Source organism: Roseixanthobacter glucoisosaccharinicivorans, from assembly GCF_043195095.2.
Lineage (GTDB): Bacteria > Pseudomonadota > Alphaproteobacteria > Rhizobiales > Xanthobacteraceae > NCEH01.
Genome location: NZ_CM195538.1, coordinates 1,538,240 through 1,551,084 on the forward strand (window position 1 = coordinate 1,538,240; position 12,845 = coordinate 1,551,084).

Annotated in this window: 12 protein-coding genes; all 12 read left to right on the forward strand. The window is 67.0% G+C overall.

Annotated features, from left to right (window positions below; translation table 11 throughout):
- Positions 1 to 17: 17 nt before the first annotated feature.
- The 12 genes from pyrH to lpxB all read left to right on the forward strand — a co-directional run bounded on the left by pyrH (position 18) and on the right by lpxB (position 12,805).
- Positions 18 to 734 (forward strand): UMP kinase, encoded by a 717-nt coding sequence (gene pyrH / locus V5F78_RS06810; protein WP_348844942.1) that lies wholly within the window; start codon positions 18 to 20, stop codon positions 732 to 734.
- A gap of 221 nt (positions 735 to 955) precedes the next feature.
- Positions 956 to 1,519 (forward strand): ribosome recycling factor, encoded by a 564-nt coding sequence (gene frr / locus V5F78_RS06815; RefSeq protein ID WP_394069361.1) that lies wholly within the window; start codon positions 956 to 958, stop codon positions 1,517 to 1,519.
- Between the two features lie 34 nt (positions 1,520 to 1,553).
- The gene (locus tag V5F78_RS06820; protein ID WP_394069570.1) at positions 1,554 to 2,318 is read left to right on the forward strand and encodes an isoprenyl transferase; all 765 of its coding nucleotides are present in this window, start codon (positions 1,554 to 1,556) and stop codon (positions 2,316 to 2,318) included.
- Positions 2,315 to 3,127, forward strand: coding sequence for a phosphatidate cytidylyltransferase (locus V5F78_RS06825; RefSeq protein WP_394069362.1), 813 nt, complete (start codon positions 2,315 to 2,317; stop codon positions 3,125 to 3,127). The genes V5F78_RS06820 and V5F78_RS06825 overlap by 4 nt, the downstream gene beginning before the upstream one ends.
- A 10-nt stretch (positions 3,128 to 3,137) precedes the next feature.
- Positions 3,138 to 4,310, forward strand: coding sequence for a 1-deoxy-D-xylulose-5-phosphate reductoisomerase (gene dxr / locus V5F78_RS06830; protein ID WP_394069364.1), 1,173 nt, complete (start codon positions 3,138 to 3,140; stop codon positions 4,308 to 4,310).
- Positions 4,311 to 4,507: 197 nt separating this feature from the next.
- Complete coding sequence (rseP, locus tag V5F78_RS06835; RefSeq protein WP_394069366.1) at positions 4,508 to 5,653, forward strand: RIP metalloprotease RseP; 1,146 nt, start codon at positions 4,508 to 4,510, stop codon at positions 5,651 to 5,653.
- Positions 5,654 to 5,846: 193 nt separating this feature from the next.
- Positions 5,847 to 8,252 (forward strand): outer membrane protein assembly factor BamA, encoded by a 2,406-nt coding sequence (gene bamA, locus V5F78_RS06840; protein ID WP_445322281.1) that lies wholly within the window; start codon positions 5,847 to 5,849, stop codon positions 8,250 to 8,252.
- A 62-nt stretch (positions 8,253 to 8,314) separates the two neighbouring features.
- The gene (lpxD, locus tag V5F78_RS06845) at positions 8,315 to 9,382 is read left to right on the forward strand and encodes a UDP-3-O-(3-hydroxymyristoyl)glucosamine N-acyltransferase (RefSeq protein WP_394069370.1); all 1,068 of its coding nucleotides are present in this window, start codon (positions 8,315 to 8,317) and stop codon (positions 9,380 to 9,382) included.
- Complete coding sequence (gene fabZ, locus V5F78_RS06850; protein ID WP_394069372.1) at positions 9,379 to 9,885, forward strand: 3-hydroxyacyl-ACP dehydratase FabZ; 507 nt, start codon at positions 9,379 to 9,381, stop codon at positions 9,883 to 9,885. The genes lpxD and fabZ overlap by 4 nt, the downstream gene beginning before the upstream one ends.
- 1 nt (position 9,886) lies before the next feature.
- Positions 9,887 to 10,693, forward strand: coding sequence for an acyl-ACP--UDP-N-acetylglucosamine O-acyltransferase (lpxA, locus tag V5F78_RS06855; RefSeq protein ID WP_394069374.1), 807 nt, complete (start codon positions 9,887 to 9,889; stop codon positions 10,691 to 10,693).
- A 4-nt stretch (positions 10,694 to 10,697) separates the two neighbouring features.
- A complete protein-coding gene (locus V5F78_RS06860) occupies positions 10,698 to 11,633 on the forward strand; it encodes an LpxI family protein (RefSeq protein ID WP_394069376.1) in 936 nt (311 codons plus the stop codon).
- Entirely contained in the window at positions 11,630 to 12,805 is a 1,176-nt protein-coding gene (gene lpxB / locus V5F78_RS06865) for a lipid-A-disaccharide synthase (RefSeq protein WP_394069378.1), read from the forward strand. The genes V5F78_RS06860 and lpxB overlap by 4 nt, the downstream gene beginning before the upstream one ends.
- The last annotated feature ends 40 nt before the right edge of the window (positions 12,806 to 12,845 follow it).

Sequence of the window (12,845 nt, forward strand, 5' to 3'; positions counted from 1 at the left end):
GGGCGGGGGAGGGCGCCGTGTCCGACCTTCCCTATCCCCGCGTCCTCATCAAGGTCTCCGGCGAGGCCTTGATGGGACCGGAGCCGTTCGGGCTCCATCCCCCGACCGTGACGCGGATCGCCCGCGATCTCGTGGCCGTGCGCGCGCTCGGCTGCGAGGTTGCCGTGGTTGTCGGCGGCGGCAACATCCTGCGCGGCGCGCGCGTGGCCGGCGAGGACCTCAATCGGTCCACGGCCGACCATATGGGCATGCTCGCCACGGTGATGAACTGCCTGGCCCTGGAACAGGCGGTGGAAGCTGCCGGCGAGCCGGCCCGCACCATGTCCGCCATTCCCATGCCCACCGTCTGCGAGCCCTATGCCCGCCAGCCGGCCATGCGGCATCTGCGGCGCGGGCGGATCGTGCTGCTGGCGGGGGGCACGGGCAATCCGTACTTCACCACTGACACCGGCGCGGTGCTGCGCGCGGCGGAATTGAGCTGCGATGCGGTGCTGAAGGCGACCAATGTGGACGGCGTCTATACCGCCGATCCCAAGCTCGACCCGAACGCCCGCCGCTATGACCGCCTCACCCATGATCAGGCGCTCGCCTACGATCTGAAGGTGATGGATGCCGCAGCGTTCGCCCTTGCCCGTGAAGCCGCCTTGCCGATAATCGTCTTTTCTATTCGCGAGCCGGGTGCCATCGTGGCGGCCGCCAAGGGCGAAGGGCACGTTACCGTGGTTGCGCCGTAAAGGCGTAAGTCGGGGAATAGCGGCGCGTTGCGCTTTGCCGGTCCGCATCCAGCGGGCGCCGGCGGGGCGGCCCTCTCGCCGGTTCGCGGCGCCGGGTGGTGCCGCGGGTTTGCCGGGTGCCCCGCGTTTCAGAGACCTTGGCCTTCGGCCTTGTCGTCAGGCGGGGCGGGAAGGACAGAACCGGCATTTCGCGCCGGGAAAATGAAGAACAGGAATTTGCCATGAGCACCGACGCATTCGACCTTGCCGATCTCAAGCGCCGCATGCAGGGCGCGGTTGGCGTGCTGAAGCAGGAACTCGGCGGCCTGCGGACCGGCCGCGCGTCGGCCAGCCTCCTGGAGCCGATCCAGGTGGACGCCTACGGCACCCATATGCCCATCAGCCAGGTCGCGACGGTCTCGGTTCCCGAGCCGCGCATGCTGTCCGTCCAGGTGTGGGACCGCTCCATGGTCAGCGCGGTGGAAAAGGCGATCCGCGACAGCAATCTCGGCCTCAACCCCTCCACCGAAGGCCAGGTGATGCGCATCCGCATTCCCGAGCTGAACCAGGAGCGGCGCCAGGAAATGGTGAAGGTCGCCCACAAATATGCCGAGGCGGCGCGCGTTTCGGTGCGCCATGTGCGGCGCGACGGCATGGACCTGCTCAAGAAGCTCGAAAAGGACAGCGAAATCAGCGCCGATGACCTCGACCGCTTCTCCACACAGGTGCAGAAGGCGACGGACGAGGTGATTTCCGAACTGGACCAGACCCTCGCCCACAAGGAAAAGGAAATCCTCTCGGTCTGAGGAGCATGGCATGAAGGGGGAAGGGGCCATGTCGGTGCGCAACGGCGCCTCAGCGACGCCAGCCATGGGGAGCGCGTGCATTCCGGTGCACGTGGGCGTCATCATGGACGGCAATGGGCGCTGGGCGACGGCCCGCAACCTTCCCCGCTTCGAAGGCCACCGGCGCGGGCTCGAGGCTTTGCGCCGGTGCGTGCGCGCGGCGCGCGAGATCGGCATCCGCTTTCTCACCATCTACAGCTTCTCCAGCGAGAACTGGTCGCGCCCGGCGAGCGAGGTTTCCGACCTCATGGGCCTGCTGAAGCGGTTTGTCCGGCACGATCTGGCCGAGCTGCACAGCGCCAATGTGCGCGTACGCATCATCGGCGAGCGGGCGGAGCTCGCCCGCGACATCTGCCAATTGCTGGATGAGGCCGAGGCCCTGACCAAGGACAACACCGGCCTGACCCTCGTGGTCGCGTTCAATTATGGCGGGCGGCAGGAGATCGCCGCCGCCGCCGCGCGCCTTGCGGCCGATGCGGTGGCCGGCAAGATCCGGCCGCAGGACATCAGCGCGGACATGATCACCGCCCGCCTCGACACCGCCGGCATTCCCGATCCGGACCTGATCGTGCGCACCAGCGGCGAGCAGCGCCTCTCCAATTTCCTGCTGTGGCAGGGCGCCTATTCCGAACTCGTGTTCCTGCCCATCTATTGGCCCGAGTTCGACCACGCTGCGCTGGTGGGCGCCATTGAGGAATATGCCCGGCGTGACCGTCGGTTCGGCGGCATTGCCGCCCGCGCCGGCAGCGTGCGCACGTGATCGGCGGAAAAGACCTTCCCCAGCGCACCCTTTCCGCCGCCATACTGGCGCCGCTTGTCCTGGCGCTCACTTGGTTCGGCGGCTGGCCGTTCGCCCTGATCTGGGCGCTCGCGGGGATAGCCATCGTCTATGAATGCGGCACTGTTGCGCGCGTGATGCCACGCTTGGCGCCGATCGCCATTGGCGGGGCGGCCGTGCTGGCCGCGAGCGCGGTGCTGGCCGCGACCGGATCCGGGGCGGGCGCGGCTCTGATTTGCCTTTGCGGCGCGGGGCTCGCCATTCTGGTCGCGCGCGGCCGCCTTTGGGCCGGCGCCGGCGTTTTATGCGGAGCGGTGGCCAGCCTGCCGATCGTTGCGCTGCGCGATACCGACCAATTGGGCTTCGTCGCCGTGCTGTTTCTCTATGCGGTGGTGTGGAGCACGGACATCGGCGCCTATTTCACCGGCCGCACCCTCGGCGGCCCCAAGCTGTGGCCGCGCCTCTCACCCAACAAGACCTGGTCCGGCGCGGTGGGCGGCGCGATCTGCGGCATGGCGGCGGGCATAGCCCTGTTGCTCGCGGCGGGCCTCGTGTTCAACCCGATGTGGGCGGCGCTCGGAATCGTGCTGAGCGCGGTGGCGCAGGCGGGTGATCTTGCCGAATCGGCCTTCAAGCGGGCGTTCGGCGTGAAGGATACCGGAAGCCTCATTCCCGGACATGGCGGCGTGCTCGACCGGCTGGACGGATTCCTCGCCGCGGTGCTGCTCGCCGGCCTGATCGGCTTCGCCCGCAACGACCTCGCCCCAGCGGCGGGTCTGCTTTTGTGGTAGGTCTTTCGCCATGACCGTCATTTCCATCCTCGGGGTCACCGGCTCGGTGGGCCGCAGCACGATGAAGGTGCTGAGCGAAGCGCCCGGCCGCTATCGCGTGGAAGCGGTGGCGGGTGGGCGCGATCCTCATGCCCTCGCGCAGGTCGCGCGCGATCTCAACGCGCGCTTTGCGGCCATCGCCGATCCGGCCTTGGGCGCGGAGCTTGCGGCTCTGCTCTCGGACACCGGCATCGAAAGCGGGGCAGGGCCGTCCGCCGTCATCGAAGCGGCGCAGCGCGAGGCGAATCTGGTGGTGGCCGCCATTTCCGGCGTTGCCGGCCTTGCGCCCACGGTTGCGGCCTTCGGGCCCGGCCGGCGGCTCGCGGTGGCCAACAAGGAATGCCTGGTTGCGGCCGGCGCGTTCTTCATGGCCGAGGCGGCGCGCACCGGCACCACTTTGCTGCCCATGGATTCCGAGCATAACGCCATCTACCAGGCGCTCGGCGCCGGGCCGCGCGCGGATGTGGAGCGTGTGACCATCACCGCCTCGGGCGGACCTTTCCGCACCGCGCCGCGCGAGCAGATTGCCCGCGCCCGCGCCGCCGATGCGCTGAAGCATCCCAATTGGTCGATGGGCGCCAAGATCACCATCGATTCCGCCACCTTGATGAACAAGGGGCTGGAGCTGATCGAGGCGCACCATCTGTTCGGCATCCCCGCCAGCCAGCTGGAAGCGGTGGTGCATCCCGAATCGGTGGTGCATGGCCTCGTTTCGTTCCGCGACGGGTCGGTGGTCGCCGGGCTCGCAATGCCCGACATGTGCGTCCCCATCGCCCATTGCCTCGGCTTTCCCGACCGGCTGGACACCTCGTGCCGGCGGCTGGATCTCACCAAGGTGGGTCGGCTGACCTTCGAGGCTCCGGATCTCGAGCGATTCCCCGCCCTGCACCTTGCCATGCAAGCCATGGAAGCGGGCGGCAGCGCCCCCACGATCCTCAACGGCGCGAACGAGATCGCCGTCGCGGCCTTTCTTGAGGGGGCGATCGGCATGTTCGGCATCGCGGCCATCGTCGAGGAGACGCTGGCGACGCTTCCTGCCGGCAGCCCGCCCGCCTCGCTGGCCGAGGCATTGGCGCTGGATGCGCAGGCGCGCCGCCTCGCGCAGTCTCTGCTGCCGAAATATGCCGCAGCGGCCGTCGCCTGAATGCACTTGCGGCCAATATCGCTTTCGCGCTTGCCTAAGTTTGCCGCAAAGGCATCCTAAGGCTCTGCGCTGGGGCGTTCGGCCTCATCTCCTATGGATCGCGAAGGCCGCGCGGCGCGGCCTTTGCCCAACATTCGGTGCCAACGGCTGCGCGGCGCTTCGCCACGGGCCGGCGCGGCGCGCGCGAGGAACGGACGATGGAAGTGTTTGCGAGTCTGGGCGCCTGGGGCACCTCGCTCCTCGGCTATGTGGTGCCGTTCCTCTTCGTGCTGACCCTGGTGGTGTTTTTTCACGAGCTTGGCCATTTCTGGGTGGCGCGGCGCGCGGGCGTGCGGGTCCTGACCTTCTCCCTGGGCTTCGGTCCGGAGATCGCCGGCTTCAATGACCGCCACGGCACCCGCTGGCGCCTCGCCGCCGTACCGCTCGGCGGCTATGTGCGATTCTTCGGCGATGAAGACGCGGCCAGCACGCCGAACACCGAAAAGCTGCGGCAGATGACGCCCCAAGAGCGCAAGGAAAGCTTTTTCTATGCGCCGCTGGCGTGGCGGGCCGCCATCGTCGCGGCAGGGCCGATCGCCAATTTCATCCTCGCCGTGGTCATTTTTTCCATGGTGTTCATGGTGTTCGGCCGCCAGGTGACAGCGCCGCGCGTCGATCAGGTGGCCGCCGGCAGTGCCGCTGAGCAGGCGGGATTCGTGCCGGGCGACCTGGTGCGTTCGATCGACGGTACGCCGGTGGAAAGCTTCGCCGACATGCAGCGCATCGTCGGCTCCAATGCCGGCGAGGCCTTGAATTTCAAGGTGGAGCGCGGCAATGCCGAGCTTTCGCTGACCGCGACTCCGCAATTGCGCGAAGTGAAGGACGCGTTCGGCAATACCCACAAGATGGGCCTGCTGGGCATTTCCCGTTCACTCGCGGCAGCCGATGTGACCACGCGCCGCTATGGCCCGGTGGAGGCGGTCACCATGGGCGCGCAGGAGACCTGGTTCGTGGTCGCGCGCACCTTCGACTATCTGGGCGGCCTGATCGCAGGGCGAGAATCGGCCGATCAGTTGGGCGGCCCGATCCGCATCGCCCAGGTGTCCGGGCAGGTAGCCACCTATGGAATCGGCGCGCTGCTCTCCCTCGCGGCGGTTCTTTCGGTTTCGATCGGACTTCTTAACCTCTTTCCGATCCCGCTGTTGGACGGTGGGCATCTGCTGTTCTACGCTGTGGAAGCGGTGCGCGGGCGGCCGCTCAGCGCCCGCACGCAGGACATCGGCTTTCGCATTGGCCTCGCTATTGTGTTGATGCTGATGGTTTTCGCCACATGGAACGACGTGCTGCACTTGGCAACCATGTGACAAAGGGGCCAGTCGTGGCGCAGCGGCCACGGTCGGCGGAAAAGCGGAAGCTGCTGGTGGGACAGGCGTTTGCAGTGCGGGGAAAAGCCTGTACAAGCGCCTCGACGGTGAGAATCCGAGCGCCCTGGCGCCCGGGTTTGAGAACAACGAATTCAAGGTTGCGCGCCATATGACTTCCCGGGTCCGAGTCATCGTGAAACTGGCCGCCGTCCTCGGCATCGCGCTCAGCGCCGCGATGGCGACGACAGCCGGTTCCATCCTCATCGCGGGTCCCGCGGCCGCTCAGTCGGCATCGAACATCGTGGTCGAAGGCAATCGCCGCGTCGACGCGGCGACGATCCGGTCTTATTTCGCGGTCAAGCCCGGCGAGTCGCTCTCGCCCGCCAAGATCAACGAGGGCCTCGCCGCCCTCTATGCCACCGGCCTGTTCTCGGATGTGAATATCTCCCAGCAGGGCGGCCGGCTGGTGGTGCGCGTCTCCGAAAACGAGGTGATCAATCGCGTCGCCTTCGAGGGCAACAAGAAGCTCAAGGACGACGCCCTCCTGGCGGAAATCCAGTCCAAGCCGCGCGGCACGCTGTCCAAGGCGGTGGTGCAGGCGGACACGCAGCGCATCATCGAGGTTTACCGCCGCGCCGGCCGCACCGACGTAAAGGTCAATCCCGTCACCATCGATCGCGGCAATGGGCGTGTCGATCTGGTGTTCGAGATCACCGAGGGTGAGAAGGTCGGCGTCAAGGAGATCAAGTTCGTCGGCAACAAGGCGTTCTCGGACTACAAGCTGAAGGACGTGATCACCACCACGACCACCAATTGGCTCTCCTTCCTCAAGTCCACGGACGTCTATGATCCGGACCGCGTGAATGCGGACCAGGAATTGCTGCGCCGTTGGTATCTGAAGAATGGCTATGCCGACTTCCGCATCGTCTCCGCCACGGCTGAATTGATCCCCGCCACCAGCGGCTCGCCGGCCGGCTACGTGATCACCTTCACGCTGGACGAGGGTGCGCAGTATCGCTTCGGCAAGGTGGATGTGGTCTCCAATATCCGCGACGTCCCGGCCGCCAATCTGCGCAGCGCGCTGCGCATGAGCGAAGGGCAGGTCTATAACGCCGAGCTGGTCGAAAAGTCGGTCGAGAACGTCACGATCGAAGTGTCGAAGAGCGGCTATGCCTTCGCCCAGGTTCGGCCGCGAGGCGATCGCGACTTCGAGAACAAGCGCATCAACGTGCTGTTCGTGGTGGAAGAGGGGCCGCGGGTTTACGTGGAGCGCATCGAGGTGCGCGGCAACACCCGCACCCGCGACTGGGTCATTCGTCGTGAATTCGATATCGGCGAAGGCGATGCCTATAATCGCGTGATGGTCGATCGCGCCGAGCGCCGCCTGCGCAATCTCGGCTACTTCAAGAGCGTCAAGATCACCAACGAGCCCGGCTCTGCACCCGACCGCATCATCCTGGTGGTGGATGTGGAAGATCAGCCGACGGGTGAGTTTGCGGTGTCGGGCGGCTATTCGACCTCGGACGGCTTCATTGCCGAAGTCTCCCTGGGCGAGAGAAACTTCCTTGGCCGCGGCCAGTATGTGAAGATTTCCGGCTCCTTCGGCCAGAATGCCCAGGGCGCGGAATTCTCCTTCACCGAGCCTTACTTCCTCGGCTATCGGCTCTCGGCTGGCATCGACTTCTATTGGAAGGAAACCAGCGCGACCAGCTACACCTCCTATAACACCAGCACGCTGGGTGGGGGCTTCCGCTTCGGTCTTCCGATCACCGACGAAATCACGCTGGCGCTGCGCTACAACCTCTACCAGCGCGAGATCAACCTCGACTGCGCCGTGTGGGGCGACCCCTTCCTGACCTGCGCGGGAACGGCCTCCTGGGCGATCATCGAGGCGGTGGCGCAGGGTGCGACCATCACGTCGGCGGCGGGCTACACGCTCTCCTTCAACGGGCTGGACAACAACATCAATCCGACCTCCGGCCTTTATGCGGAACTGAAGCAGGATTTCGCGGGCCTCGGCGGCGACGTGAACTTCATCCGCACCTCGGCTGACGTGCGCTATTACTATCCGCTGATCAGCGACTGGGTGCTCTTGCTGCACGGTCAGGCGGGCCACGTGAATGCCTGGGGTGACCAGGATCTGCGGATCATGGACAACTTCTTCATGGGTCCGAACCTGGTTCGTGGCTTCGCCCCGAACGGCATCGGCCCGCGCGACATGGCCTCGCTCTCCCAGGACTCGCTGGGTGGTACGTCCTACTGGGGTCTGTCGGCTGAAGTTCAGTTCCCGCTCTCCTTCCTGCCCAAGGACATCGGCCTGAAGGCTGCGGTGTTCGCGGACGCCGGCTCGCTGTTCGACTACCAGGGTCAGACCACCTTTGCGGGTGCCCCGGCGCCGTACACCTGCCCGCCCGGTGCCCAGAACGCGACCGGCAATATCTGCGTGTTCGACGACAACGGTATCCGGTCTTCGGTCGGTGCGAGCTTGATCTGGCAGTCGCCGTTCGGTCCCCTGCGCTTCGACTATGCCTGGGTGCTGAGCCAGCAAGCCTACGACAAGGACCAGGCGTTCCGCTTCTCGGGCGGCACCAAGTTCTAATCCTGTCCTCTTATGCGGGCGTCGGCGGTCATGCCGCCTGACGCCCGCAGCGTATCTAAATCATGAGCGATCCTCTCTTTTTCCCCCTGCCGTCACCGCTGACCCTCGCGGAGGTTACGGCACTGAGCGGAGCGCGCCCTCTGGCGGGCGACCTGCCCGAGGCCTGTCTTGTCCGCGGGGTCTCGACCCTTGCAGACGCGGGGCCAGGCGACCTGGTCTTCTTCGATGCGCCGCGCTACCGCAGCGAGTTCGAAGCGACCCGCGCCAGTGTCTGCATCACCACCGAGAAACTGGCGGAAGGCGCGCCGGCTGGGCTGATCGTGCTGGTGTCCCCGCGCCCCGCGCTGGCTTTCGTCAATATCACCCGCACCCTGTTTGCGACCGCGCTACGCCCGCAGCCGGTGTTCGGCCATCAGGGCATTGCGCCCGGCGCCTTCATCCATCCCACCGCGCGACTCGAGGACGGGGTGACGGTGGATCCCGGCGCGGTCATCGGGCCGGACGTCGAGATCGGCGCGCAATCGGTGATCTGCGCCAATGCGGTCATCGGCGCCGGTGTGCGCATCGGCCGGGAGACCTCGGTCGGCGCCGGGGTCACGCTGATCCACGCGCTCGTGGGCAATCGCGTCATCCTCCACAGCGGCGTGCGCATCGGGCAGGATGGCTTTGGCTATCAGCCGAGCCCGCGCGGTCATCTCAAGGTGCCGCAGATCGGCCGGGTCGTGATTCAGGACGATGTGGAGATCGGCGCCGGCACGACCATCGACCGGGGCGCGCTGCGTGATACCGTGATCGGCGAAGGCACCAAGATCGATAATCTCGTGCAGATCGCCCATAATGTGGTGATCGGCCGCCATTGCGTGATTGTCTCGCAGACCGGCATCTCCGGCAGCACGACGCTGGGTGATTTCGTCATGCTCGGGGGCCAGGTGGGCGTGATCGGCCACGTGCGCATCGGTGACGCGGCGCAGATCGCGGCCTCGTCCAACGTGAAGGACGATGTTCCGCCCGGCGTGCGCTGGGGTGGATCGCCCGCAAAGCCCGTGCGGGAGTGGTTTCGGGAATTGACCGCGCTGAAGAAATTGGGTCAGGCAAGTACCCGACGCAGCGATGAAGGGGGGGACCAATGAGCGACACCGGCAGCAGCCCCGAGGCCCTTTCGGCCGAGAGCGAATGCAAGGTGCTTGCGAGCGCCGATCTTCAAAAGATCCTCCAGTGCCTGCCGCACCGTTATCCGTTCCTGCTGGTGGACCGGGTGGAGCGCATCGACAGCGACAATTCCTGCGTCGGCGTGAAGAATGTCACGGTCAACGAGCCGCACTTCCAGGGCCATTTTCCCGGCAACCCGGTCATGCCCGGCGTGCTGATTATCGAGGGCATGGCGCAGACCGCCGGCGTGATCTGCATTCTCTCCAAGCCCGAGCGGCCGGCCGACCAGCCGCCGCCTTTGGTCTATTTCATGACCATCGACGAGGCCAAGTTCCGCCGTCCGGTGGTGCCGGGAGACGTGCTCGAATATCACATGACCAAGATCTCGCGCCGCCGCAACATGTGGTGGTATCGCGGCGAGGCGAAAGTGGGCGGCGAGCTTGTCGCCGAGGCGCGCCTTGGCGCGATGATTACCGGATTCTGATGTGCCCCTGATTGATCCTCTCGCGCGTGTTTCCGACGGCGCCATCCTCGCCGACGACGTTCAGATCGGCCCGTTCTGCACCGTCGGAGCGGACGTCACGCTTCATGCCGGCGTCCGGCTGATCTCCCATGTGAACGTGCAGGGGCAAACCACCATCGGTGCGCGCACGGAGGTCTATCCCTTCGCTTCGCTCGGCACGCCGCCCCAATCCGTGCATTACAAGGGCGAGCGCACGGCGCTGACAATCGGCATGGATTGCGTGATCCGCGAACATGTAACGGCCAATATCGGCACCGCCGGCGGGCGCGGCGTCACCCGCATCGGCGATGGCTGCATGCTGATGACCGCCGCCCATGTGGGGCATGATTGCAACGTCGGCAATCACGTGATCTTCGCCAATAATGCCACCCTCGGTGGGCATGTGGACGTCGGCGATCACGTGTTCCTTGGGGGCCTGTGCGCGGTGCACCAATACACCCGCATCGGCGCCCAGGTCATGGTCAGCGGCATCACCGGGGTGCGCGAGGATGTCATTCCCTACGCCTATGTGCTCGGCCAGGCCGGGCGCCTGGTTGGGCTCAACACCATCGGCATGAAGCGGCGGGGATTCACGCGGGCGGATCTTCATGCGGCGCGGGCCGCCTATCGCGACCTGTTCTTCGGGTCGGGCGTTTTTGCCGATCGTCTCGCGCGGCTCCGCGAGCAGACCGAGAGCTCGCAATTCGCGCGTGAGATTGTGGAATTTATCGATGCGGGCAAGAATCGCTCGCTCTGCCAGCCCGCGCGCGGCGTCGTAACCGAGGAATGATCCGGTGACCCCCGCGCCGGCACAGCATGGGCTTCCGGCGCAGGGACTTGCCCCGGCTGAGGACGGACAGGGCCTTGCCACCACGGCCCGTACGCCGGAGGGGCCTTTGGCCATCGTCGCGGGCGGCGGCGCGTTTCCGGCCGCTGTCGCGGAGGCGGTGCGCGCCCAGGGGCGCGATGTGCTGATGCTCTTGATGAAGGGCTTCGCCGATCCCGCGCTGGAACGCTATCCCCACCATTGGTTCCGCCTCGGCTCGCTTGGCAGCGTCTCCGCTGTCGCCCGCGCGCGCGGCGTGCGCGATGTCGTGATGGTGGGAACGCTCACGCGCCCGCGCCTGTCTGATCTTGGGCTGGATTGGACCACCATCCGCTTGCTGCCGCGCGTCGCGCGCCTGCTGCGCGGCGGCGACAATCACCTGCTGTCCGGGGTCCTGGGCCTCGTGGCGGAGCAGGGCTTTCACCTGATCGGCGCGCACGAGGCGGTGCCGGGGCTTCTGCTGCCGGAAGGCGTGCTCGGCCACGTGCAGCCGAGCGACGCGCAGCAAGCCGATATCGCGCTAGGCCTTTCGGTGGTGCACACCCTTGGCCCGTTCGACGTGGGGCAGGGGGTGATCGTGGTCAACGGCTTCGTCGCCGCCGTTGAGGCCGCCGAAGGCACGGATGCGGTGCTGGCGCGCTATGAAGCCTTGCGGACCAGCGGGCGGCTGCGCTTTCCCATGCGGACGGGCGTGCTGGTGAAGGCGCCGAAGCCGGATCAGGATCGCCGGGTGGATCTGCCCTCGCTTGGCCCCGCCACCGTCACTTGCGCCGCCAAGGCCGGCCTTGCTGGCATCGCCTTCGAGGCCGGCGGCGTCATTGTCCCCGATCCGCAGGAGCTGGTTCGCGCGGCCGACGCCGCCGGCCTGTTCGTGCTCGGCGTCGCGCCGGGGGCACGGGCGTGAGCAGCGGCCTGCCGGCGCGCCCGCTGCGCGTTTTCATCCTGGCGGGCGAGGAATCGGGCGACGTGCTGGGCGGCGCTATCATGGCTGGCTTGCGCCAGCTTGCACCCGCCGGCGTGGTGTTCACAGGGGTCGGTGGCGCGCGCATGCAGGCCGCCGGGCTGGTCAGCCTGTTTCCCATGGATGACCTGACGGCCATCGGCTTCGGTCAGGTGATCGGCAAGCTGTCCACCATCCTCAAGCGCATGCGCGAGACGGTCGATGCCATCTGCGCCGCGCCGCCGGACGTCCTGGTGCTCGTGGATGCGCCGGACTTCACCCATCGCGTGGCCGCGCGCGTGCGGCGGCGCAATGCGCAGATCCCCATTGTGAAATACGTCTCGCCCACGGTCTGGGCGTGGCGGCCGGGCCGGGCGCGGGCCATGCGGCCCTCCATAGATCATCTGATGGCCTTGTTGCCGTTCGAACCGGACGTGCATCTGCGCCTCGGCGGGCCGCCCACCACATATGTGGGCCATCCCCTGCTGGAGCGGCTCGCCGAATTGCGGGCCGACGCGACGCAGCCGGCCCGTGCCCCGCACGAGCCGCCGCTGGTGCTGGTGCTGCCGGGCAGCCGGCGCAGCGAGGTGGAGCGGCTGGGTGCCGTGTTCGGGCAGGCGCTCGGGCATCTTGCAAGTCAGCGCCCGCTGGATGTGGTGCTGCCGACGCTCCCGCGCCTCCTGCCCATGGTCGAGGCCATCGCCGCCGATTGGCCGGTGCGCCCGCGCATCGTGACCGACCCGGAGGAGAAATATGCCGCGTTCCGCATGGCGCGCGCCGCGCTCGCGGCCTCCGGCACGGTGACGCTGGAACTGGCGCTGGCGCGTGTGCCGACCGTCGCGGCCTATAAGGTTGCGCCGTGGGAAGCCGTGATCGCGCCCTATATCCTGAAGCTGCCCAGCGTCATCCTGCCCAACCTCATCCTCGGGGAAAACATCGTGCCGGAATTTCTCCAGCACGATTGCACGCCCGAGCGGCTTTCGATCGCCCTGGGGCGGCTGCTGAAGGATGGGGCGGATCGGGACCGGCAGATCGAGGCGTTCGCGCGGCTGGACGAGATCTTCGGTACCGAGGACGAAGCCCCGAGCCTGCGCGCCGCGCGGGTGGTGCTTGCCACGGCCGCGGCCCCTCGCTGATATTCCCGCGCTTCCGTCCGTGTCCCGACGGCGTGCGCAG